The 24,259-nt window shown below is 47.1% G+C and carries 21 protein-coding genes; 13 read left to right on the top strand and 8 right to left on the bottom strand.

Annotation, left to right across the window (positions count from 1 at the left end; translation table 11 throughout):
• Nucleotides 1–134: 134 nt before the first annotated feature.
• Complete coding sequence (locus BLCOC_RS26030; protein ID WP_115622538.1) at nucleotides 135–1,310, bottom strand: IS110 family RNA-guided transposase; 1,176 nt, start codon at nucleotides 1,308–1,310, stop codon at nucleotides 135–137.
• A gap of 291 nt (nucleotides 1,311–1,601) precedes the next feature.
• Here BLCOC_RS26030 and BLCOC_RS26025 point away from each other — a divergent pair, with 291 nt between their 5' ends.
• The 3 genes from BLCOC_RS26025 to BLCOC_RS26015 are packed head-to-tail and all read left to right on the top strand — an operon-like array spanning nucleotide 1,602 to nucleotide 4,237.
• Nucleotides 1,602–2,495 (top strand): carbohydrate ABC transporter permease, encoded by an 894-nt coding sequence (locus BLCOC_RS26025; RefSeq protein ID WP_029471443.1) that lies wholly within the window; start codon nucleotides 1,602–1,604, stop codon nucleotides 2,493–2,495.
• Nucleotides 2,492–3,328, top strand: a complete 837-nt coding sequence (locus BLCOC_RS26020) for a carbohydrate ABC transporter permease (protein WP_029471442.1) — start codon at nucleotides 2,492–2,494, stop codon at nucleotides 3,326–3,328. Before BLCOC_RS26025 ends, BLCOC_RS26020 begins: the two co-directional genes overlap by 4 nt.
• A gap of 18 nt (nucleotides 3,329–3,346) precedes the next feature.
• Complete coding sequence (locus BLCOC_RS26015) at nucleotides 3,347–4,237, top strand: glucosamine-6-phosphate deaminase (protein WP_115623832.1); 891 nt, start codon at nucleotides 3,347–3,349, stop codon at nucleotides 4,235–4,237.
• A 21-nt stretch (nucleotides 4,238–4,258) separates the two neighbouring features.
• Here the strand turns inward: BLCOC_RS26015 and BLCOC_RS26010 are convergent, their stop codons facing one another.
• Nucleotides 4,259–5,098 (bottom strand): AraC family transcriptional regulator, encoded by an 840-nt coding sequence (locus BLCOC_RS26010; RefSeq protein WP_115623831.1) that lies wholly within the window; start codon nucleotides 5,096–5,098, stop codon nucleotides 4,259–4,261.
• Nucleotides 5,099–5,448: 350 nt separating this feature from the next.
• On the opposite strand from BLCOC_RS26010, the gene BLCOC_RS26005 reads away from it, so the two are divergent.
• Entirely contained in the window at nucleotides 5,449–8,535 is a 3,087-nt protein-coding gene (locus tag BLCOC_RS26005; protein WP_115623830.1) for a glycoside hydrolase family 2 TIM barrel-domain containing protein, read from the top strand.
• Between the two features lie 106 nt (nucleotides 8,536–8,641).
• Entirely contained in the window at nucleotides 8,642–9,466 is an 825-nt protein-coding gene (locus tag BLCOC_RS26000; protein ID WP_044954607.1) for a tyrosine-protein phosphatase, read from the top strand.
• Nucleotides 9,467–9,548: 82 nt separating this feature from the next.
• Here BLCOC_RS26000 and BLCOC_RS25995 read toward each other — a convergent pair whose 3' ends face one another.
• Nucleotides 9,549–10,133, bottom strand: a complete 585-nt coding sequence (locus tag BLCOC_RS25995) for a sugar O-acetyltransferase (protein WP_115623829.1) — start codon at nucleotides 10,131–10,133, stop codon at nucleotides 9,549–9,551.
• Between the two features lie 566 nt (nucleotides 10,134–10,699).
• On the opposite strand from BLCOC_RS25995, the gene BLCOC_RS25990 reads away from it, so the two are divergent.
• The 8 genes from BLCOC_RS25990 to BLCOC_RS25955 all read left to right on the top strand — a co-directional run bounded on the left by BLCOC_RS25990 (nucleotide 10,700) and on the right by BLCOC_RS25955 (nucleotide 20,815).
• Nucleotides 10,700–13,306 carry a cation-translocating P-type ATPase gene (locus BLCOC_RS25990; protein WP_115623828.1) on the top strand — a complete coding sequence of 869 codons (2,607 nt, stop codon included), beginning with the start codon at nucleotides 10,700–10,702 and terminating at the stop codon, nucleotides 13,304–13,306.
• 24 nt (nucleotides 13,307–13,330) lie between these two features.
• The gene (locus tag BLCOC_RS25985) at nucleotides 13,331–14,476 is read left to right on the top strand and encodes an AI-2E family transporter (RefSeq protein WP_115623827.1); all 1,146 of its coding nucleotides are present in this window, start codon (nucleotides 13,331–13,333) and stop codon (nucleotides 14,474–14,476) included.
• Nucleotides 14,466–15,230, top strand: a complete 765-nt coding sequence (locus BLCOC_RS25980) for a TatD family hydrolase (protein ID WP_029471434.1) — start codon at nucleotides 14,466–14,468, stop codon at nucleotides 15,228–15,230. The genes BLCOC_RS25985 and BLCOC_RS25980 overlap by 11 nt, the downstream gene beginning before the upstream one ends.
• Entirely contained in the window at nucleotides 15,220–15,441 is a 222-nt protein-coding gene (locus tag BLCOC_RS25975) for a hypothetical protein (RefSeq protein WP_131918337.1), read from the top strand. Before BLCOC_RS25980 ends, BLCOC_RS25975 begins: the two co-directional genes overlap by 11 nt.
• A complete protein-coding gene (locus BLCOC_RS25970; RefSeq protein WP_026255495.1) occupies nucleotides 15,434–16,015 on the top strand; it encodes a TetR/AcrR family transcriptional regulator in 582 nt (193 codons plus the stop codon). The genes BLCOC_RS25975 and BLCOC_RS25970 overlap by 8 nt, the downstream gene beginning before the upstream one ends.
• Before the next feature lie 74 nt (nucleotides 16,016–16,089).
• Nucleotides 16,090–17,466: an alpha-amylase family glycosyl hydrolase gene (locus BLCOC_RS25965; protein ID WP_115625496.1), complete on the top strand. Its 1,377-nt coding sequence runs from the start codon at nucleotides 16,090–16,092 to the stop codon at nucleotides 17,464–17,466.
• Between the two features lie 87 nt (nucleotides 17,467–17,553).
• A complete protein-coding gene (glgB, locus tag BLCOC_RS25960) occupies nucleotides 17,554–19,464 on the top strand; it encodes a 1,4-alpha-glucan branching protein GlgB (RefSeq protein WP_018595461.1) in 1,911 nt (636 codons plus the stop codon).
• A gap of 355 nt (nucleotides 19,465–19,819) precedes the next feature.
• Nucleotides 19,820–20,815 (top strand): dipeptidase, encoded by a 996-nt coding sequence (locus BLCOC_RS25955; protein WP_115623826.1) that lies wholly within the window; start codon nucleotides 19,820–19,822, stop codon nucleotides 20,813–20,815.
• A 10-nt stretch (nucleotides 20,816–20,825) separates the two neighbouring features.
• Here the strand turns inward: BLCOC_RS25955 and BLCOC_RS25950 are convergent, their stop codons facing one another.
• From BLCOC_RS25950 to thiS, 5 genes are read right to left on the bottom strand one after another with little or no spacing between them, the layout of a single operon-like run.
• The gene (locus tag BLCOC_RS25950; protein ID WP_115623825.1) at nucleotides 20,826–21,410 is read right to left on the bottom strand and encodes a thiamine phosphate synthase; all 585 of its coding nucleotides are present in this window, start codon (nucleotides 21,408–21,410) and stop codon (nucleotides 20,826–20,828) included.
• Nucleotides 21,411–21,432: 22 nt separating this feature from the next.
• Nucleotides 21,433–22,593, bottom strand: coding sequence for a 2-iminoacetate synthase ThiH (thiH, locus tag BLCOC_RS25945; RefSeq protein WP_115623824.1), 1,161 nt, complete (start codon nucleotides 22,591–22,593; stop codon nucleotides 21,433–21,435).
• A gap of 14 nt (nucleotides 22,594–22,607) precedes the next feature.
• Nucleotides 22,608–23,375 (bottom strand): thiazole synthase, encoded by a 768-nt coding sequence (locus tag BLCOC_RS25940; protein ID WP_018595465.1) that lies wholly within the window; start codon nucleotides 23,373–23,375, stop codon nucleotides 22,608–22,610.
• A gap of 30 nt (nucleotides 23,376–23,405) precedes the next feature.
• Nucleotides 23,406–24,056 carry a sulfur carrier protein ThiS adenylyltransferase ThiF gene (gene thiF / locus BLCOC_RS25935; protein WP_115623823.1) on the bottom strand — a complete coding sequence of 217 codons (651 nt, stop codon included), beginning with the start codon at nucleotides 24,054–24,056 and terminating at the stop codon, nucleotides 23,406–23,408.
• 1 nt (nucleotide 24,057) lies between these two features.
• Nucleotides 24,058–24,255 (bottom strand): sulfur carrier protein ThiS, encoded by a 198-nt coding sequence (thiS, locus tag BLCOC_RS25930; RefSeq protein WP_018595467.1) that lies wholly within the window; start codon nucleotides 24,253–24,255, stop codon nucleotides 24,058–24,060.
• Nucleotides 24,256–24,259: the final 4 nt, after the last annotated feature.

The raw sequence follows: 24,259 nt of genomic DNA, 5'->3' as shown, positions 1-24,259 counted from the left end.
AAATAGTTTCAAAAACAGAGATGTTTTGAGTATAGTGGCGATGACTTATTCATCGCAATCAGTACCTTGAAAATTGCATGACAAATAGAGCATCGAGTATGATGCTCTGACAAGAAGATATGATGTTGGAAGAATTAGATTGCTTTTTGGTATTGCTGTCCAGTGCGTTCGAGATGATAAATTAGCCGAACTAGTTTCTTGGTCGCGTGAGACATTGCAACATAGTAATGCTTGCCTTCAGCTCGTTTCTTGGCAAGATAAGCCTTGTAGGTTGGATCCCATAGACAAACATATGCGGTTGCATTAAACAGAGCATATCTAAGGTATCTAGAACCACGTTTTTCCATTCTGGCATAACAGTTATCTAACTGGCCGGATTGATAGGTAGAAGGCGACATTCCTGCATAAGCAAGGATCTTATCTGGAGAGTCGAATTGGCTAAAGTCACCTATTTCAGCAATAATCATGGCACCCATTCGATAGCTGATTCCAGGAATGCTAAGGATTGGAGAATTGATTTCATCCATGATGACTTTAATCTCGTTTTCAATCTCTTCGATTTCAGAATCTAGCTCTCTAATGAGCTTAATGGTGTGCTTTAATTCAAGCGATTTAGCTGGCATATTTGAACCGATAGAGGTTCTTGCAGCCTCTCTAAAAGCGATAGAGGTTTCTTTTGTGTAGTGGCCTTTAGATGCGGTTTCAAGAAGATTTGAAAGTCTTGTGAGATGTGCATTAGCTACCTGTTTTGCACCAGGAAATTCGTAGAGTAACTCATAAACAGAATTCTGATGAAGTGTTGGAACAAGCTTTTCTAACTCAGGGAAAAGGATACATACAAGACGGGATATAGATGTTTTAAGCTTCGCGCGTTCTTTAACTTTATCAAAACGATAGCGAGTAAGTGACTTAAGCTCTTCGTTGTGATACGATGTGTCTGAGTAGGACTTTAAGTTCACGTCAGACATTAGCATAGAAGCAATTGTATGGGCATCAACTTTATCCGTTTTCGTCTGTCTAAGGCTTAGACTTTTTCTGTACAGATTAGTATGTAACGGGTTGATAACAAAGGTGGCCAGACCTTTATCAAGCAGATATCCGAGAAGATTGTAACTATAGTGTCCAGTGGCTTCTAGGCCTACTTTTACTTTAGAAGCATCTTCCATAACGGATTCTATTTTCTGATAAAGCTCGTCGAACCCATCGAGATTGTTTTTGATGGTAAAAGCCTTGAAAAGGACTTCGCCATCAGAGTTTGTGATAAAGCAATCATGCTTATCTTTTGCGACATCAATTCCTACGTAAATCATATAGGACCTCCTGATATAAAGTATTGATACTGTCTTAAGATCCACAGGGCTCCTTGCAATCGTAACCTACTTCTTGATAAACCGTCATGCGGTAACTAACTGATTAACAAATAAACAAAGAGACTGTGGTTGGAGCCTTTTTTAAACCATCAAGTGGTAGGAGGTGATAACCAATCCACAGTATCTTAAAATAGCATAGTCAAACCTGTAGAAAAGGTAAAGAAAGACTATGACTTTATATAATAGTAGGAGATACCGAGTAAGTACAGAGAGGGAAAGTGAGGCAGTAGTATGGAACGAGCATTGAGGGATAAAAAAGCAATTTGTATTTTTGTACTGCCGGCACTCATATGGTTTTGTGCCATTGCACTGTTCCCGGTTTTTCAGTCAGCAGGTTACAGCCTGCTGGACTGGGATGGGGTGACAAAAGCAAAATTTATTGGTGCGGCAAATTATATAAAAATGTTCCAGGACCCCTTATTCTTTAAGTCCATTTGGAATTCAATCTTACTGGCAGCCGCTTCTGTGTTTATCCAGCTTCCCATTTCCATGATTCTGGCATTGGTGCTGGCAGGAGGTGTCCGAGGGGAGAACTTTTATCGAAACGTATTCTTTGTACCGGTTATAATTTCCGGCACGATCATTGCCCATCTGTGGCTGAAGATTTACCATCCTTCCTATGGACTCCTGAATATGGGATTGGGAGCCGTGGGGCTGGATGCCCTCCAGAGAGAATGGCTGGGAGATAAGGGGACAGCGCTGCTTGCCTGCTTTGTGCCTATGGTCTGGCAATATATTGGTTATCATATGCTGCTGTTTTATTCCGCGGCAAAATCAATTTCCCCGGAGATCATAGAGGCGGCCCAGGTAGATGGGGCCACCAGATTCCAGACTTCAATACGGGTCATCATTCCAATGATCGTACCCATGATAAAGGCCTGTGTGATTTTTGCAATTATTGGTTCCCTGAAATCCTTTGATTTAATATATATTTTGACAAACGGCGGGCCGGTCCACGCGTCTGAAGTACCATCACTTTTGATGTATAAAAAAATATTTGTGACAAATGAGTATGGATATGCCAGTGCCATTGCAATATTTATTATATTGGAATGCCTGCTGTTTACCTTTATTGTACAGAAAATATTTAATCGTATCCAGAAAGATCAGGAGGAGCCGGTATGAAGAAAAGAAACTCAAAGCTTAAGAAGACCGGTACAGTTAAAACAATTATTTTACTGTTTATCACAGTGATCCAGCTATTTCCACTATACTGGATGTTTACTTTTTCCCTGAAAAGCAACCGTGAGATATTTGGTGGAAATATTGTGGGTCTGCCGGAAAACTGGGAGTGGGAAAACTATTCCAAGGTGTTTGAAAAGGCCCATCTGGGGAAATATCTGTTTAACAGTACAGTGGTTACAGGCCTGACTATTTTATTTACCCTGATTTTGTCTGCTATGGCTACCTATGCCATTGTCAGGCTGAAATGGAAGCTGAGCAAACTGGTATATTTTATTTTCCTGACAGGGATGATGCTTTCTATTCATGCAGTGCTGCTTCCCCTGTTTGTAAATATGAAACCAGTGTTGGACACTTACTGGGCGCTCATTATTCCATATGTAGCATTTGCCATGCCAACAGCTATATTACTGATGGTGGGAACTCTGGAGGCACTGCCGAAAGAACTGGAGGAAGCTGCTTTTATTGACGGGGCAAATATATACAGAGTTTTCTGGCAGATCATCATGCCGCTGTTAAAGCCCATATTATCTACTGTTGCCATCCTTACTTTTTTGTCTGCATGGAATGAAATGATGCTTGCCATTGCCTTTGTAAGCGGGGAGAAATATAAGACTATCACAGTGGGGGTTAATGATATGGTGGGAAAATACTCTACCAAATGGGGACTTATCGGTGCGGGACTGACCATAGCCACGATCCCTACGCTGTTTTTATATGTATTCCTGAGTAAGAACATTCAGAAGAGTCTGGCAATGGGAGCTGTCAAAGGATAGAACCGAGAGGAGAGAAATATGAAAAAAATTTGCAGATGCCCGTATATCCCCTGTAAACACAGGAACCACTGTACGGCCTGCATCATACATAACAAGGAGGACAAGACATTGCCGAACTGCATGGAAGAGATTGATAAAAATATGGGAGCGTGTCTCCCCATAAAGATTCCGGCCACGGAAGTTATGCCGGACATGGAGGGGATGTCCAGACGATGCGCACAATTAGTAAAAGAGTGTCTGGACGAGAAAAAAAACGCATTATTGTGTTTTCCGGCAGGAAGCACTGTGGTGAGGACCTGCGAAATACTGAAAGAGATGAAAGAACAGGGAGTAGTTGATTTTTCACAGGCGGAATTCGTTGCTCTGGATGAGTGGCTGGACTTGGAAGAGGAGAGTGAAAACTGCACGAACTTTCTGATGCAGCATCTGTATGGGCCACTGGGAATTCAACCGGAAAAAATGCATCTGTTTGATATTCATGCAGAGAACCTTCAGGATGAATGCAAAAGGATTGACAGTATTATTTTTGACCGTGGGGGAATTGACCTTATGCTGCTGGGTCTTGGCATGAATGGGCATCTGGGGTTAAACGAGCCGGGCGGAGATTTTGAGGATTATGCAAAGGTGGTTGATCTTTCCGAGACGACTATGAATGTAGGGCAGAAATATTTTTCCGGCCCTATGAAACTGACCAGGGGAATCACACTTGGGGTACATCATATGTTTGAGGCAAAGAAAGTGATTCTGCAGGTTTCGGGAAAGGCAAAGCAGGATATTGTAAAAGAAATGTATTATACAAATCCCACAGAAGAACTACCGGGTACTGTTCTGAAGCTTCTTCCGGGAGGCCTGGTAGTTCTAGATCAGGATGCCGCAGAGGGAATCCAAAATCTTCTGGCCGAGTCATAGGGAATAAATACACAGACAGGGTTATGTTTTCCGGTATCCCGCCGGAGAAACCCCTGTCTGTTTTTTGAATATCCTGCTGAAATACAGGGGATTTTCATATCCAACCAATGCCCCGATCTCACTGACCGTATAGTCCGTAGTCTCCAGAAGTTCCCTGGCTCTGCGGATCCGGACGGAGGTGAGATACTTGAGGGGCGGGACGTTCATGTACTGCTTGAAGCTGCGGATAAACCAGCAGGTGCTCATATGCTGCTGTCTGGCATAATCCTCAATCTTTATGTCCCGGTAATAATTTTCGTTAAAGTAATGGATTGCTTTTTCCATCTCTTTTTGAATCCTGTGTCTCTCCCCCGGCCCTTCCATGCGGTGACGGCGCACAAGCAGAAGAAGCTGTTCTAAAAGAAGGGGAAGCAGGTCCTCATAGGCGGGACGGAACACCTGAAGCTCTCGTATCATCTGGAAGAAAAGGTCCCTGTATTCAGAGAAAACACCTGCATACAGAATTTGATTTTGTGCAAACCCGGCCTCTTCCAGGAGGGATTCTGCCCGGCTGCCTGTAAAGTGGACCCAGAAGGCCTCTGGTTTGTCTTTTCCGTAATACACATATTCCTGGCGGACGAAGGGCCGCAGGAGAACCAGGTTCCCCTCACCTACCTCCACTTTCTCCTGACCGATGGTAAACCAGGCACTCCCGGAAGCAATGTAAATAAGCTGGTAATCAGCCCGTCCCTTGGGTCTTAAGGTAGACATGGAGGGACGGGAAATGACTCTGTATACCCCGCTGCTGTTAATGCGCAGGGGGACCTGCATATTTTCTAAATCTGTTTCTGCCTGGTTCAGGTATCCGGTATTTACATACATAAGACGGCACTCCCTCATTCTTTAAAAAGCTCTAGTCTCTTTTCTTGATTGGTTATTCTTCAGCCTTTCCGCTTCATAGCGGCAAAAGCATGCACACTGACTGTAAAAACCGAAGTCCGGCGTGTGGCTGTCTCTCGATTGCCTTGCAAATGTAAGGCAGCACCCGGTAGGACAGCGGAAGGCTGAACAGTTACCTTGATTGTATCATTTTGTGCATGTTTTGTCTAATACAGGATATGGATTTTGCTGTTGTGTATTTTATAATAGGCAGTATAAAGTGATTGTTCAACAGTGTTAAACAGTAACTGAACAATTGCCGCAAAAATTATATTTCAGGAGGGCAATGACAAATGATCGTACCTAGATATTATGAAAACCTTCACATGCTGCACGAGAACACCATGCCGAACAGGGCCTACTATATACCTGCCGGCACACAGAGAGATGATCTGTGTGAAAACAGAGAGAATTCCGACAGATTTCAGCTTCTGAACGGCAGCTGGAAATTCAAATATTTTGACAGTATCTATGACTTAAAAGATGAATTTTTCAGAGAGGGATACAATACAGGAAGCTTTGATGAGATTCCAGTGCCGGGATGCTGGCAGAATTTCGGATATGACAAACACCAGTACACCAACACACGCTACCCATTTCCCATGGACCCGCCGTATGTGCCCCAGGAGAACCCCTGCGGAGCCTATGTACATACTTTTGTCTATGCGGAAAATGAGAATGCACCTAAAGCTTATCTGAACTTTGAAGGCGTGGATTCCTGCTTTTATGTATGGGTGAACGGCAGTTATGTGGGATACAGCCAGGTATCACACTCCACAAGTGAGTTTGACGTGAGCAGCTTTTTAAGAGAGGGTGAGAACACCCTGGCAGTGCTGGTCCTGAAATGGTGTGACGGCAGTTACCTGGAAGACCAGGATAAATTCCGTATGAGCGGCATATTCAGGGATGTATATTTGCTGAAACGCCCTGCTCAGGGAATCTTTGATTATTTTCTTACAACAGACATTGCGCCGGATGGAAAAAGTACGTCGGTTGATGCCGCAGTGACCTTTTTTAATGAGGCAGTACCTGTAAAAGTTTCTGTTTATGATGCGGAGGGAAATTTAGCGGCAGAGAGCAGCCAGGTCTCAGAAGACGGGAAGATTCGCATGACCCTGGAGGATCCGATTCTCTGGAATGCAGAGGAACCATATCTGTATACCGTTGTACTGGAGGCCGGTGGTGAGGTTATCACAGACCGCATGGGTATCCGGGAAATCTGTACCAAAGACGGAGTGGTTTACATAAATGGAGTAAAAGTGAAATTCCACGGTACCAACCGCCACGACAGTGACCCTGTCACAGGATTTACCATCAGTCTGGAACAGATGAAGAAAGATTTACAGCTCATGAAAGAGCATAATATCAACTGCATCCGTACCAGCCATTATCCAAATGCGCCGCAGTTCTATCAGCTCTGCGACGAATACGGTTTCTTTGTTATAGATGAGGCGGACAATGAGAGCCACGGAACTGCGGATATCTATATGGAGGACGATTCCTGGGAGGAGAGAGCATCCAGATGGAACCATGCCATTGCAGACAACCCTGCTTTTACAGAGGCCACTGTGGACAGGACACAGCGCTGTGTTCACAGGGATAAGAACCGCCCCTGCGTGGTGATCTGGTCCATGGGAAACGAATGTGCATATGGATGCACTTTTGAGGCGGCGCTTGCCTGGACAAAGGAATTTGACCATACAAGGCTGACACATTATGAGAGTGCCCGCTATACGGCAAAAGATAAAAAATATGATTATTCCAACATAGATCTGCACAGCCGCATGTACCCGGCCATTGAGGAGATCCATCAGTATTTTGCGGAGAATCCCGACAAGCCCTATGTCATGTGCGAATACTGCCATGCAATGGGCAACGGCCCCGGTGACTTTGAGGACTATTTCCAGGTTGTCCAGCAGTATGACGGCGCTTGCGGCGGCTTTGTTTGGGAATGGTGCGACCATGCCATTTACATGGGCAAGACCATTGAGGGCAAAAAGAAATACGCATACGGCGGCGACCATATGGAATACCCACAGGACGGCAATTTTTGTATGGACGGCCTGGTGTATCCTGACCGCACACCCCATACCGGACTTCGGGAGTTTAAGAATGTACACCGGCCGGCCAGAGTGGTCTCTTTTGACCAGGAGAAAAAAGAGGCAGTGCTGCACAATTACATGGATTATGTAAACTTAAAGGATTATCTCTTTATCACCTACAGCGTAAACTGTGACGGTGCAGTCATTGGGGAGGGATGTATCTGTCCTGACAATATGCCGGATATCAGCGCACACAATGAGGGGGTCATTGGACTTGACTATCAGGTGCCAAAAGCCGGAAAATGTTACCTGAAACTGGAATATCATCTGCAGAACGCAACAAAATTCCTGCCGGAAGGCTTTAAACTGGGCTTTGATGAAGTACAGCTTCAGACAGAGGATATGAGAAACCAGAAGGCAGTGAAGATATTGGAAGTGACAGAGGAATCAGGAGAAACAGGCAAAGAGGCAGGGCAGCCGCCTGTATTCAGTGTAGCCCAGGATGACAGGAACCTGTTTGTGAGCACAGACAAATTCTCCTACACCTATGATAAGCTTACCGGATTATTCTCTGAACTTAGTTATGTAAACTGTAAAGTGTTGGAGCGTCCAATGGAATACAACATTTGGAGAGCGCCCACGGACAATGACAGAAACATTAAAAACATCTGGAGAAAGGCAAAATACGACAAGATCGTGGCAAGAGCCTACCGCACGGACTACACGGTCCTGGAGGAGGAAGTGCAGATACACACGGTTCTGTCCGTTTCAGCAGTCATCATCCAGAGAATTCTGGATATTGATGCCACGTGGACTATCCGTGCCAACGGAAGGATCGACGTAAAGCTGGATGTGAGAAAAGATCCGGAATTCCCGGAACTTCCCAGATTCGGCCTTCGCCTGTTCCTGCCCCGTGATATGGCAGACATCACATATTATGGATTGGGCCCTGTGGAAAGCTATCAGGACAAACGAAAAGCCAGCTATCATGATGAGTTCCATGCAAATGTAAAAGACCTGCATGAGGATTATATCCGCCCGCAGGAAAACGGCAGTCATGATGAATGTGATTATGTAAAGGCCGAAGGCAGCAGGATCAGTCTGGCAGCAGTAAGTGCGGACACCTTTGCTTTTAACGCGTCTGTATACACACAGGAAGAGCTTACGGAGAAGGCACATAACTATGAGCTGAACGCTTCTCCTTATACGGTGCTCTGTCTGGATCACCGCCAGAACGGAATCGGTTCCAACAGCTGCGGCCCCAGACTTCTGGAGCAGTACCGCTTTGCTGAAAATGAATTTACCTTTGCAATCAGCCTGCTTCCGGTGGTAAAATAATAAAATAACCGAACATATGAGATGGGGATGCGGACAGCCGCCTCTGCGGGACAGCAGAGGCGGCGGCCGGCAGCCCCATTTTCGTACGCAGCGGAGACTTTGATCTATGGAGGAGGATATTATGTGCAGCAGGATTGAAATGGAAGGCCCTGTTTATAATACACGGGATCTGGGAGGGTATACAGGAAAGGACGGCAGGACCATCAGACCCCGCCGCCTGTTAAGGAGTGGTGCTCTTGGAAAATGTACAGAGCCTGATATCAGGCGGCTGACAGAGGAGTATGGGCTGAAAACAGTGGTGGACTTAAGGACAAACGGTGAGAAGACAGAACTGCCGGACCCGGAGATAAAAGGGGTAGAATTCATACATGATCCTCTTTTAAGCGACGCCATGCTGGGAATCACTAGGGAGGGCCAGGAGCAGGCGGACAGTCTTTCCGCCATGATCCTGGAACTGCTCAAAGAGGCGGAAAACCATCCCAAGGAAAAGATGGAAAAAATTTACCTGGCGCTTGTCTCAGATGACTTTTCCGTCACCGGACTGAAACATTTTTTTGATATCCTTTTAGCTCAAAAAGAAGGGGCTGTCCTCTGGCACTGCTCTGCGGGAAAGGACAGGGTAGGCACGACTGCGGCCCTTCTGCTGACCGCGCTGGGCGTGGACCGGGAGGTGATCATTCAGGACTATCTGCTGACAAACGGATATCTGGAGCCGGAGACAGAGGCCATGATCGCAAAAGTCGCCGCAAAGGTTCCAAATGAGCGCATTCTTAACGGAATCCGCATTTTAAACGGAGCGGAGAGAAGTTACATAGAATCCATGTTTGCCGAGACAGAGAGACAGTGTGGGAGCACAGAGGCATACCTGCAGGAACGGCTGGGACTTACGGATGAGAAAAGAGAGATGCTGAGGGAAATGTATCTGGTGTAGAGGACAGAGAAAAGCAGCAGATGTATGATACCATGCGCTGGGTGAAGCGGTATAGTCAGTCTGCTGCTTTTTTCGTGCAGTTTTAGCAATTCTTACGTATCACCTTGCAGGGGTTTCCCACAGCGACACTGTTATCCGAAATTGATCTTGTCACAACACTTCCCGCGCCGATCACCACATTACTGCCTATAGTTACACCGGGCAGGATCACGGCGCCGCCGCCGATCCACACATTATCGCCTATTATGACAGGAGCAGTCCTGGTCTTGCAGAAAGAGAAACTGCCGTCCTCCTTTAGCGGACCGAAACGGTCTGCCGCGTTGGTGGGATGAAAGGCAGTGTAAATCTGTACATTGGGGGCGATCAGCGCATTGCTGCCAATTTCAATCCTGTTGTCATCCAGAAAGGTACAATTCATATTCACTTCACAGTTATCTCCGAAGTAAATGTTGTTCCCATAATCCACATAAAAAGGCGCGGTGATCCACAGATTGTCACCCCGGCCGCCCAGAAGACGGTTCAGTATGCAGTCTTTTTCTTCCAGATTCTCGGACGGAAGAGCATTGTACTCCCGAATCAAATTTTTAGCCAGGTGCCATTGTTCTAAAAGCTCAGGGTCCCCGCAGTCATACAGTTCTCCGGCCAGCATTTTTTCGCGTTCTGTCATTTTATTATCCTCCATAGGGTTTTGCTGTGATATTTCAGCAGAGAGATGATATTTTCCGTATTTTTAATTATAAGTGCTCTATGTATATTATTCAATAAAAAGTCAAGCTCTTTATCTTAATAAAAAAGCCCGTCATTAATCCCGGACAGCACGCCGGATTCTGCCGAAAACGGCTGACAGGAATATTTTACAAATTTATCATTGACAGTTCAAAAACAATCAGTTATAGTATCCATTAATAAGAGGGAGTAGCTGGCGCCGTTGGCGTTTGCGATATCGTCAATCTCGATGGGGGAAATCCCGTCCGTATCGTGATGAAACAGCGAGACTTTTATTGCATGCTTGTTGTGCAGTAAAAGTCTCGCTTTTTTGCGTTACAGGCCATGAAAAACATTGGTCCGGGCAGAGCATACCGGCAAAACGGTATGAAAGAGGTTTTTACAAAGCACACTAGTGATAAGCAGTATGTACCCGTAACCGTACAGATCTGCCGAATAGTTACACGTATCCACATGGAACCGGGGCAGCACATAAAGGTTCCGCAAACAACGTTTGGAGGAGAGCGAATGAAAGAATTTTATCAAATGTCGAGGACAGAGGCGCAGAAAACAATTAACGGAAGTACGCAGCCGCTGACAAACGAACAGATCAAGGCCAACCAGGAGAAATACGGCCCCAATGCTCTGACGGAAGAGAAGAAAAAATCTATTCCACAGATTTTTCTGGAGCAGTATAAGGATTTTCTGGTCATCATATTGGCGGTGGCGGCCATTGTTTCCGGTGTTCTGGGAGAAATGGAAAGTGCCATTGTTATTTTGGTAGTTATCACCATGAACGCCATACTGGGGACAGTGCAGACCGTGAAAGCGGAGCAGTCTCTTGACAGTCTGAAAGCCATGTCAGGGCCGGAGGCAAAGATTCTGCGAAACGGAGATGTGATAAAGATACCCTCTGACCAGGTCACAGTCGGTGACATTGTCATGCTGGAAGCCGGTGACTATGTACCTGCTGACGGTCGAATCCTGGAAAACGCCAGTCTAAAAGTAGATGAGAGTGCGCTTACAGGTGAGAGCCTGGGTGTGGATAAGACTGAAGATCCCATCGAAGGTGAGGTGCCTCTGGGTGACAGAACCAATATGGTATTCTCGGGAAGTTTTGTCTCCTACGGACGGGGCTCTTTTCTTGTAACCTCCATCGGTATGGAGACTGAGGTTGGTAAAATTGCCAAACTGCTGAAAACCACATCGGAGAAAAAGACACCGCTGCAGATGAACCTGGACCAGTTTGGCCAGAAACTGTCCATTATAATCCTGATTTTCTGCGGTATTTTGTTTGGAGTCAGCGTTTTCAGGGGAGAATCCTGGGGAGAGGCATTCCTGTTTGCCGTGGCACTTGCTGTAGCAGCTATACCGGAGGCACTCAGTTCGATCGTCACCATTGTTCTTTCCTTCGGAACCCAGAAGATGGCAAGGGAACATGCCATTGTACGGAAGCTTCAGGCAGTGGAAGGGCTGGGAAGTGTATCCATTATCTGCTCAGACAAGACAGGTACCCTGACTCAGAATAAGATGACTGTGGAATATTACTATGTGGAGGGCCGTGAAATCTCCGCAGAAAACATTGACCTAGATGATCCGGCTCAGAAACAGCTCCTCCGCCATAGTATCCTCTGCAATGACTCCACCAACAAAAACGGCGAGGAGATCGGAGACCCCACGGAGACCGCTCTTATCAATCAGGGCGATAAACTGGGACGTCCCGCAGAGGTAGTGCGTGACAAATACCCCAGATGCAGTGAGGTGCCCTTTGACAGCGACCGTAAAATGATGTCCACCCTTCATAATTTGAGAGAGGGTGCCACCATGATCACAAAAGGTGCGGTGGATGTTCTTTTAAACCGTGTCTGTTCCATCCAGAAAGATGGTGAGATAGTACCCATTACAGAGGAGGACCGTACTGCCATTGAGAACCAGAACAGGAATTTCTCCGAAAATGGTCTTCGTGTACTGGCATTTGCTTATAAGAGGGTGGAAGGCGGTAAACAGCTCTGTACGGATGATGAAAAGGATCTGGTATTTTTGGGACTCATCGCTATGATGGATCCGCCCCGTGAGGAGTCAAAGGCGGCGGTTGCGGAATGTATCAGCGCCGGGATCAAACCTATCATGATCACAGGCGACCACAAGGTGACCGCAGCGGCGATCGCAAAACGTATCGGTATTCTGAAGGATGAATCTGAGGCCTGCGAGGGCGCTGTGATCGAGAATATGACGGATGAGGAACTGCAGGACTTTGTGGAAGGCATTTCCGTCTACGCGCGTGTTTCACCGGAACATAAAATCCGCATTGTCAGGGCATGGCAGGAAAAGGGAAATATCGTGTCCATGACAGGGGACGGTGTCAATGACGCTCCGGCTTTAAAACAGGCTAACATCGGTGTGGCTATGGGTATTACGGGAACTGAGGTCTCCAAGGATGCCGCATCCATGGTTCTTACAGATGACAATTTTGCCACGATTGTAAAAGCAGTAGAAAACGGAAGAAATGTCTATAAGAATATAAAAAGCGCTATCCAGTTCCTGCTCTCAGGCAACTTTGCAGGAATCCTTGCAGTTTTATACGCATCTCTTGCAAATCTTCCAGTACCGTTTGCTCCGGTGCATCTGCTGTTTATCAACCTGCTGACAGACAGCCTTCCGGCTATTGCATTGGGACTGGAGCCTCATACAAAAGATGTTATGAAGGAAAAACCCCGTCCCATGAATGAGTCCATACTGACCAAGGATTTTCTCTCCTACATTGGGACGGAAGGTCTTGTGATCGGAATTATGACTATGATCGGCTTTTATATTGGATATCAGCAGAGTACGCTTCTTGCTATGACAATGGCATTCGGAACCCTGTGTACATCCAGGCTGGTTCATGGGTTTAACTGTAAATCAGCAAAACCTGTTTTATTTACAAAGAAATTTTTCAATAATATTTATCTTATCGGTGCATTTGTGTTAGGATTAGTATTGATCACCTCCGTGCTGATGATTCCGGGACTTCACAAGATTTTCAGCGTGCAGACACTGGATATTGCACAGCTTTTCACAGTGTACGGACTTTCCATTGCCAATCTGCCTGTTATCCAGGCCCTGAAATGGATCCGTTCCAGGATGAAAAAGTAAAGAGGGGAGAAGGAGAGGAGAAGTATGAACCTGAATAAAAAAGATATGAAGAATTTAATGCTTCTGATCCTGTTTGCCGTGGTTGTCTACGTGGGAATACAGAAGGCAGATGTGCTGTTGGTTTTCCTGCGCTTTCTGATAGGGATCGCCTATCCTTTCCTTTTGGGAGCTGCCTTTGCCTTTGTACTGAATGTCCCCATGAGCTTTATGGAAAAGAAACTTTTCGGCAGCGCCGAGAGTAAAGGAAAAATGAAGAAGCTGGGCAGGCCGTTAAGCCTGATCTTGTCACTCATACTGGTTGTGGGCATCGTGCTGGTTGTCATTCTGGTGGTTGTTCCGGAAATGGGGCAGACCTTTATGAGCGTCAGCGCAAGTATAGAGGCTGCCATACCAAGGCTTCAGACCTGGGCTGTGGACACCTTCCACGACAATAAACAGATAGCGGAGTGGATACAGAACCTGGAATTTGACTGGAATTCCATTATTGGAGCCGCAGTTGACTTCCTGAAAAACGGTGCCGGAAATGTTCTCAACTCCACAGTTGCCATGGCCCGAACAGTAGTAAATGTACTTATGAACTTTTTTATCGCTCTTGTATTTGCCGTTTATATTCTTTTGCAGAAGGAGAAGCTGGCAGTTCAGATCCGAAAAGTTTTCTATGCGTTTCTGTCGGCAAAACTGGTGAAGAAAGTATTGGATGTATGTTCTCTCAGTTACAGGACCTTTGCCAATTTTGTTACAGGGCAGTGCCTGGAGGCTGTGATCCTGGGAACTATGTTTTTCGTATCCATGACACTGCTCCGGTTCCCGTATGCCATGCTGATCGGGATACTGATCGCGTTTACGGCTCTGATCCCTATTTTCGGGGCTTTCATCGGCTGTGTTGTGGGGACTTTTTTGATCCTGGTGGTGGACCCCATGAAGGGGCTTGCCTTTATTGTGTTGTTTCTGGTACTGCAGCAGGTTGAGGGCAATCTGATCTATCCTCATGTAGTCGGCAACTCAGTGGGGCTGCCCTCTATCTGGGTGCTGGTGGCAGTGACCGTGGGCGGCAGTTTGATGGGGGTTGTGGGCATGCTGATCTTCATACCGCTCACCTCCGTAGTCTACGCGCTGTTTCGCCAGACAGTTTACAAGAAGTTGAAGGAGCGGAATATCCATGATATTTGAGACACATGCACATTACGATGACGAGGCGTTTGACAAGGACAGGGACAGCCTGCTTCCTTCCTTGGCAAAGCACGGAATCGAGAAGATCATCAACGTGGGCGCCAGCCTGCGGGGGGTGGCCGATACGGTCAGGCTTACAGAGAAATATCCTTTTGTGTACGGTGCGGTAGGCGTTCACCCCGACGAGATAGGGAGTCTTGATGAGGAGAAAATGAAATGGCTCAGAAGTCTGTGTGACCTTCCAAAGGTGGTAGCCGTGGGAGAAATCGGACTTGATTATTATTGGGACAAGGAACACCATGATATTCAGAAAAAGTGGTTCGTCCGCCAGATGGATCTGGCTAAAGAGACAGAACTTCCCATTATAGTCCACAGCCGTGACGCGGCAAAGGATACGCTGGACATCATGAAAGCCGAGAGAGCAGACAATTTAAAAGGCGTGATCCACTGTTATTCCTACTCAGTGGAACAGGCAAAGGAATACATGAATATGGGTTATTATCTTGGCGTGGGCGGAGTTGTCACCTTCAAGAACGGAAAACGGCTGAAAGACGTGGTGGAATATGCGCCGCTGGAATATCTGCTGTTGGAGACAGATGCCCCGTATCTGGCACCGGAGCCGTACAGAAGGCACAGAAACTGTTCGGCCTATCTGACTTATGTGGCGGAAGAGATAGCCAGGATAAAAGGCGTTTCCTATGAAACTGTGGTGGATGTGACCAGGGAAAACGCCGGGAAGCTGTTTGGCATATAATAACAGTAACACGCTTCGCGATGCACACAAAATGCCTCGCGGGATAATATATGTGAACAGTGATCAAGAGGACATTGTAAAAAATGTAATTTACAATGTCCTCTTGATTTTTTGTATACCGATTGGTATAATAATAGGCAGAACAAATGATGGAAATGAAAAAACAAAAGATAGATACAATGCAGAACAGCCGGGAGGCAGTTATGGATAATAAAGAATTGATATTAAAGTCAGCGCTGGATTTGTTTTATGCCAAGGGGTATGATGCTGTGGGCGTCCAGGAAATCGTGGATAAGGCCGGAATTTCCAAGCCAACTTTATATTATTATTTTGGAAGCAAGCTGGGATTGCTGCAGAATCTGCTGGAGACAGGATACCAGGAGTTTGAAAGCAGGCTTATTGATATTGCCAGACCGGGAGAAAGTCTTCCCGGGGTGCTCTATCAGGCAGCAAGGACATTTTTTGACTATGCGGCTTCCAATCAAAAATTCTACTTATTCATGCTGTCTCTGTTTTATTCCGGAAGAGAAAATGAGGCCTATAAAACGGTTTCACCTCTTATTGAGAGGTATTATAAGATCATTGTGAAGATATTTGAGGACGCGTCCTCCCAACTGGGGAACATGCGGGGGCGGCAGGAATTATTTGCCGTGGGTTTTACAGGTGTGCTCAACCATCATATTATGACAGTGAGCTACGGTCTTTCCGAAGATGAAAAATTTGAAATTTCTGATGAGACCACATATGAAATTGTGCATCAGTTTATGTATGGGATATATTCGTAGTCAAGGAATGGCGTTCCTGCATGGTTTGTCTGGGCCTGTTGTTTTTGACAGAGCCGGAAAAGGAGGAAATGAAAATGGCAAAATGGTATGAAGAGGCAGTATTTTACCATATGTACCCGATTGGGATGACTGGCGCTCCCAGGGTGAATAAAGACGAAGGCGTTGTACACCGCTTCGCGGAACTGGAGAAATGGCTGCCGCATCTTGCAGACATTAAGGCAACGGCAATCTATATCGGACCGCTGTTTGAGTCCACCACCCACGGTTACGACACCAGAGATTATAAGCTGGTGGATCAGCGGCTTGGGGATAACGAAGATTTTGCCCGGTTTGTGGAAAAGGCACACCAGATGGGGATCAAGGTTGTGGTGGACGGTGTGTTCAATCACACAGGAAGAGAGTTCTTTGCATTCCGGGATATCCAGGAGAACCGGGAAGGCTCCAGGTACTGCGGATGGTACAAGGGAATCAATTTCGGATGGAACAATCCCTACAATGACGGATTTTCCTATGAGGCATGGAGAAACTGCTTTGAGCTTGTCAATTTGAACCTGCAGAATCCGGAGGTGAAAGGATATCTTTTGGATGTGATCGATTTCTGGATCGATACATTTGATATTGACGGTATCCGTCTGGACTGTGCGGACTGTCTTGACTTTGGATTCATGGAGGATATGCGCAGACGTACCGGGGAGAAAAAGGAAGACTTCTGGCTCATGGGAGAAGTTATCCACGGTGATTACAGCCGTTATATCCAGGACGGACAGAAAATGCTGCACAGCGTTACAAACTATGAGCTTCACAAAGGCATTTATTCCGGACATAATGACCACAATTATTTCGAGATCGCCCATACCATACGAAGAGAATTTGAGGAGAATGGGGGAATCTACAGGGGAATGAAGCTGTATTCCTTTGTTGACAATCACGATGTAGACCGCATTTACAGTAAGATCAACGTGAAGGAGCATATTTTCCCGATCTACACACTGCTGTATACATTACCAGGAATTCCATCCATCTATTACGGATCTGAATGGGGGATCGAGGGAAGCAAAAATAACGGCGGTGATGATGCGCTCAGGCCGGCTGTGGATATCAGTGAAGCGCTGGAAGAGCAGAAAGATTCCAAGATCATGCTTTGGGTCAAAACACTTGGGGAAATGCATGAAAAGTATAAAACCTGTCTTGCAGAGGGCAGATACAGGGAACTGCTGCTGACCAACAGACAGTTGGCATTTATGCGTTTTACTGAGGAAGAAGGCCTGATCACAGCAGTGAACAATGATGAGGAACCGGCACAGGTGAGCATCCCGGTGCCAATGGAAAATAAACATTATGTAAACCTTTTAACCCAGGAGGAAGCAGAGCCGGAGAACGGCCGGCTGAATTTTACCATAGAAGCAGCAGGCAGCGTCCTGCTGGAAATCCGTAACAGTACAGAAGACTGAAATATTGCAGTCAGTTGAAATGTTACAGAAATCCTGCAGCAGGATCAAAGTGCTGTAAAATCAGAGGAAAACAAAGGGGAAGGACTTATGGCTAAAGGAAAAACAATGAGGTTCTCGGAGATGGACCGCTATTTATTCGGGGAAGGGACACATTATGAAATCTATAAGCTGATGGGTGCACATCCTACAACACAGCGGGGCAAGGACGGCGTGTATTTCGCCGTCTGGGCTCCTCATGCAGAATCCGTGTCTGTTGTGGGGGATTTCAACAAATGGGATCCCGACAAAAACGTGATGAAATGTGACAACGACATGGGCATTTACCAGCTCTTCGTACCCAAAGTGCGGGAAGGAGATCTGTACAAATTCTGTATCACTACATACAAGGGCAAGCTTCTCTTTAAGGCAGACCCTTATGCCAACTATGCGGAGCACCGTCCGGGCACGGCCTCCTGTGTGTATGATATCTCCAGGTTTAAATGGGGAGACTCCGTCTGGATGAAGAAGCGTCAGGAGTTCAATGAAAAGAAGGATGCCATGTCCATCTATGAACTGCATCCTGGCTCCTGGAAAAAACATCCGTTAAAGGACGGAGATGAGGATGGATTTTACAATTACAGAGAGCTGGCGCATTCCCTGGCTGACTATGTGAAAGAGATGGGGTATACCCATGTGGAACTGATGGGGATTGCAGAGCACCCCTTTGACGGTTCCTGGGGATATCAGGTTACAGGATATTATGCACCCACTTCCAGGTATGGTACCCCTGAGGACTTCCAGTATTTTGTGAATTACATGCATAAAAATAAAATAGGCGTGATCCTTGACTGGGTGCCGGCACATTTTCCGAAGGATGCCCACGGACTGGCTGATTTTGACGGAACCCCTACATATGAATATGCAGATCCAAGAAAAGGGGAGCATCCGGACTGGGGGACAAAAGTTTTCGATTACGGCAAAAATGAGGTGAAGAACTTCCTGATCGCCAACGCGCTTTTTTGGATACAGGAATATCACATTGACGGGCTTCGTGTGGATGCAGTGGCCTCCATGCTGTATCTGGATTATGGAAGAGAGGCAGGGCAGTGGATACCGAACAAATACGGTGAGAACAAGAACCTGGAAGCGATTGAATTCTTTAAGCACCTGAACTCCGTAGTCCTTGGGAAAAACAAAGGTACTGTCATGATCGCCGAGGAATCCACAGCATGGCCAATGGTGACGGGCAAGCCTGAGGAAGGCGGTCTGGGATTCAGTCTGAAATGGAATATGGGATGGATGCACGATTTTCTGGAATATATGAAGCTTGACCCATATTTCCGCAAATATAATCACCATAAGATGACGTTCTCCATGAGTTACGCCTACAGTGAGAAGTACGTCCTTGTATTGTCTCATGATGAGGTTGTGCATCTGAAGTGCTCTATGATCAACAAGATGCCCGGGCTGGGACAGGACAAGTTTGAGAACCTGAAAGCCGGATACAGCTACATGTTCGGACATCCGGGTAAAAAGCTGCTGTTCATGGGACAGGAATTCGGCCAGTTCCAGGAGTGGAGCGAGGCCAGGGAGCTTGACTGGTTCCTGCTGGCAGAACCGGAACATGAGCAGCTTCAGGCTTATGTGAAGGAATTGCTTGCTCTGTATAAGAAGTATCCAGCCCTCTATGCCAATGATGACAATGAGCAGGGATTTGAGTGGATCAATGCGGATGACGCGGCGAGAAGTATATTCAGCTTTATCAGGAAGTCTCCCACAGGAAGGAATAATCTGTTGTTTGTCATCAATTATACACCGGTTGCCAGAGAGGATTATCGGGTTGGGGTGCCTAAGAGAAAGCAGTATAAGCTGATCCTGAACAGCAAAGACCCTAAATTCGGCGGGGATACGCCGGTGGAGCAGACGGTTTATAAGGCTGTGAAGAAAGAATGTGACGGCAGGGATTACTCCTTTGCTTATCCACTTCCGGCATATGGGGTGGCTGTGTTCTTATATTAGAGCGGATAGTATATGTTGGCTGTGTACTTATATAGAGGCGGCCAGCATGAGTTGGCTGCATATTTACATTGAAAGCAGACATCATAGCTGAAATTTGGAATCGTTAAAATTGGAGTGGGATTTTGTGATCCTGCTCCCTTTTTAAATACAGATATTTTGGCGCCGGCTAACTGGCATTTTACTGCGTATGGCACACTGCCCCTTTGGGGAAAACATGTCCCAGGACAATGGCCTGTGAACAGTAAAAGGAAACAGAATAAAAGAATCATCCCGAAACATAGAACATGGATTGCCGGCGTATAATCGTGTATAATGGAGGTAAGAAAATAATACAGGACAGAAACGAGGTTTTATTATGCAGATCCTAGACATGCACTGCGACACCATCAGCAAAATCCGTCAGATGAAAAAAGAGGGAGAACACATTAGTCTGCGCCAAAATCCACTCAGTGTAGATTTGGAGAAAATGAGAGAAGGCGGCTGTACTTTGCAGACCTTTGCTATTTATGTCAACTGGAAGGAAGAGCCGGACGCGGCAGAGGCGGCAAAAGATATCCTGAATATCTTCCGGCAGGAGATGGATCAGAATGCAGATATAATTTCCCAGATCACAACCTACCGCCAACTGGAAGAAAACATTAAGACGGGCGGAATGTCCGCGCTGCTTTCTCTTGAGGAGGGCGCCATATACCAGGAATCGGCGGATACGCTCAGGTGGTTCTGGGAACAGGGCGCCAGAATGGCAACCCTGACCTGGAACTATGAAAATGATCTTGGCTATCCAAACTGTATGGGGGATCCCTTTACCCAGAGGATCTGGAGCTGGGGTGAGGAACGGGGGTTAAAGGAGAAAGGCCTTCAATTTCTGGAAGAGTTGGAGCATCTGCATATGCTGGTAGATGTATCCCATCTCTCCGACGGCGGATTCTGGGATGTGGCCAGACATGCCACCCGCCCCTTTCTTGCCAGTCATTCTAATGCAAGGGGACTGGTCAAAGGTGCGGCCAGAAACCTTACAGATGAGATGATCCGCGCTTTAGCAGGCCGGGGCGGTGTCATGGGGCTGAATTATGCCGTCTCCTTTATGCGCCCCGACTGGAAGCCGGGTGAGGACGGAACAACTGTGAAAGAGATCATTCGGATGGCTGAGTATATTCTGAACATCGGCGGTTCCGAATGCCTGGGCCTGGGCAGCGATTATGACGGCATCCTGGAACTGCCTGAGATATCCCACTGCGGCCGTCTTCAGTTTCTTGCGGAGCAAATGGAAAAGTATGGTTTTACATACAGTCAGGTAGAAAAGATCATGGGCGGTAATGTAAAGAGATTCCTGAAAGAAAACCTGGACTGAAATCCGGGGACTATCTCCAAAGAGGCCCGCGCATGATACCGGACATTACACAAAATCCGGCTGCGCCTGCGTCCAGTACATCCTTTACGTTGTCAGGATTGATCCCGCCAATGGCATAAACAGGTATCCGGACTGCCGTGCACACATTTTTCAAAAAAGGGATTCCTCTGGCGGGAAGCCCTTTTTTGCAGTCCGTCAAAAAGATATGGCCGGCCGTCACATAACCGGCGCCCAACCTTTCGGCCGCGACAGCTTCTTTTACGGAATGGACGGACACGCCTACCGTATCAAAACCCTCCAAAACGTTTCCCTTATTACTGAGACTGCAGAAGCCGGAGAAAGGTAAATGAACAGCAGAACACGCAAGTCTCTGTGCAGTCTCGATCCGGGAGTGCAGAATGCAGGCTACACCGTATTTCCTGCATATTTTCTGGACCTTTTCTGCCAGTTCCAGATATTCTGAAGCCTCCAAGTCTTTCTCCCTCAGTATGATTCCTCTGGGCTTCTTAGCGGCAACCCTCTCCACCTGCGCCAGAAAAGGTCCGTCACAGAGATGACGGTTCGTCACTGCCAGCATGTTCCCATATGGAAACATATCCGAAAGTCCGTTTGATGATCTAAACAAACACATAGTCATTCATGACCGGCTGCATTCCCTTTTTCAAAACAGCCTGGTAAACTTCCTCAACTCCCCTGTCATCAGAAATCTCAAACTGGTCATCCCCTTTATCCTCCAAATCTTCCACATGACTCCCCACTCCTGTACTGACGCCTGCGGAAATTTTGGTGGCTGCGATGGTGATCACATGATCGCGGAATCCAGCCCGTTCCCTTGTAGAGATCGTAATTCCGGCAAAGGGCATAAAAAGCCGGTAGGCTGTGATCACCTGAAGAAGCTGAGGCTCATGTACATCTTTGGGATTGATCTTGTCATTATTGATGATGGGCCGTAGTCTCGGGCAGGAAAAGGAAATTTCAGCCTGCGGGTACTTCCTCTGCAGAAGCCATGCGTGCATGCCTGTGGCAAATGCGTCCTTTCTGAAATCATCTAATCCCAGGAGCGCTCCGAAGGCAACGCCTCTCATTCCGCCCTTCAGTGCCCGTTCCTGCGCGTGGAACCGGTAAGGGAAAACTCTCTTATGTCCGGCAAGATGGAGCGTTTCATATTTGTCAGAATTGTAAGTCTCCTGAAACACTGTTACATAGTCAGCGCCGCATTTGTGAAGGTAAGCATATTCATCACTGTTCATGGGATAGACTTCCAGTCCCACCATTTTAAAATATTTCCGGGCGATCCTGCAGGCTTCCCCCAGATACGCCACGTCACTTTTGGCACGGCTTTCACCTACCAGTATCAGGATTTCTTCTAATCCTGTTTTGGCGATGGCAGCCATTTCCTGGTCGATCTCTTCCGGGGTCAGCCTTGCCCTGCGTATATGGTTATGGCAGTTAAAACCACAGTAAATGCAGTGGTTTTCGCAGTAATTTGAGATGTAAAGCGGTGTAAAAAGGTTGATGCAGTTTCCAAAGTGCTTTCTTGTCTCAGCCTGGGCAGCCTGTGCCATTTCCTCCAGAAAAGGTTCTGCGGCGGGGGAGAGAAGAGCGGCGAAATCCTCCGGAGTCCGTATATCATGGGACAGTGCAGTGCGCACATGAGTTTCCGTAAAGGTGTTGGGATCATAATGATCCATGGCATGTATCACCTTGTCCAGAATATCAGAATCCAGGGCTTCCATACCGTCCATATATTCCATATGATCTGTTCTGCGTGCAGTCATTTTTCTATCCTCCTTTATTGTTCCAGGAATCCGGTGAGCGGGGAGGAGGCGCTGGCGCTGCCGTTTATGATCCGTCCAAGGCCGGAGAGATAAGCAGTGCGGCCGGCCTCAACTGCCTTTTTAAAGGCCTCCGCCATAGCCGGGATATTGCCTGCAGTGGCAATAGCTGTGTTTGCCATCACTGCGTCTGCGCCCATTTCCATAGCTTCACAGGCCTGGGAGGGACGGCCGATCCCTGCGTCCACGATAATGGGAAGATCGATCTCCTCGATAAGAATTTTTATGAATTCCTTTGTACATAATCCTTTATTGGTGCCAATAGGGGAACCCAGGGGCATAATACAGGCGGCACCGGCATTTGCCAGATCTCTGGCAGTGTTTAGGTCGGGATACATGTAAGGCATGACGATAAAGCCCTCGTTTGCCAAAAGCTCTGCGGCGCGTATGGTTTCCTGGTTGTCAGGGAGCAGATATTTGGAGTCACGGATGACTTCAACCTTTATGAAGTCCCCGCAGCCTAATTCCCTGGCCAGACGCGCGATCCTCACTGCCTCATCGGCTGTTCTTGCCCCGGATGTGTTGGGAAGAAGGGTAACGTTATCCGGGATATGCTCCAGGATGCTGGCAGTACCGCTGTTGGCTCTGCGCACGGCCAGCGTGATGATCTCAGCGCCGGCATTTTCAATGGCTGCGCGGATCAGTTCCGGGTTGTATTTTCCGGAACCCAGAATAAAACGGGAGTGGAATTCGTGTCCGCCCAATATCAATTTGTCATCTCTCATGATGTTGTATGCCTCTTTTCTATACTTTTTTTATACATCTGTCTCTCCCAGGATAATCCTCAATATCATATTGGCCTGATGGGCTGCGCACAGGGTTACCCTGGGGGCCGTGAGGCTTATGCCGGAGGCGGTGTCACTGGTACCATCCCCGCAGAGATACAGATTCTTCATTCTTTTTTTTGTATGTATGGTATTACTGCTTCCAAAGCCGGCCATACCGGAACCGGATACAATGACAGCGTCCGGCCGGTGTTCTAACAGATGATTGACCAGCATGGCTTTGCTTTCTGCCCGGTCAAATGCTTCACAGATGATCCTGTCATCTGCCAGCAAGCTGCCTATGTTGTCAGGCGTGAGCTTAACCGTGTCTGTACGGACTGAAATATAGGGGTTGATCTCTGAAATTTCTTCTCTCAGCGCGTCCGTTTTATATCTGCCCAAATGTTTCATTTTATAGGCCTGGCGGTGCAGATTGCTGGGCTCCACCCGGTCAAAGTCGATCAGGTGGAGGCTTCCGATACCGGTACGTGCCAGCATAACTGCCACATGAGAGCCCAGTCCGCCCAGACCGGCAATAGCTGCTCCTGACCTTTTGAGTTTCCTGTATATGGGGAGTGTGTGGCGTTCTGCCAGTACCTCCTCCATTTCACTTTTAGACAGGATGTGGTGTCCTTCTTCCAAATCAGCCGCCTCCTACAAAGCTGACAACCTCATAGGTGTCATTCTCAAGGACGAGGGTGTCAGCGTAATGTTTTTTGGGAAGTATTTCCCCGTTTCGCTCCACAGCGATCCGCTGCAGCGTGTAGCCCTGTTCCAGAAGAAATGTCTCCACTGTGCACGGGGCTGAGAGCTGTACGGGGGTGCCATTGATCTTTATCATAGTT

Source organism: Blautia coccoides (assembly GCF_034355335.1).
Classification (GTDB): domain Bacteria; phylum Bacillota; class Clostridia; order Lachnospirales; family Lachnospiraceae; genus Blautia; species Blautia producta.
This window is presented reverse-complemented; position numbering and strand designations above follow the sequence as displayed.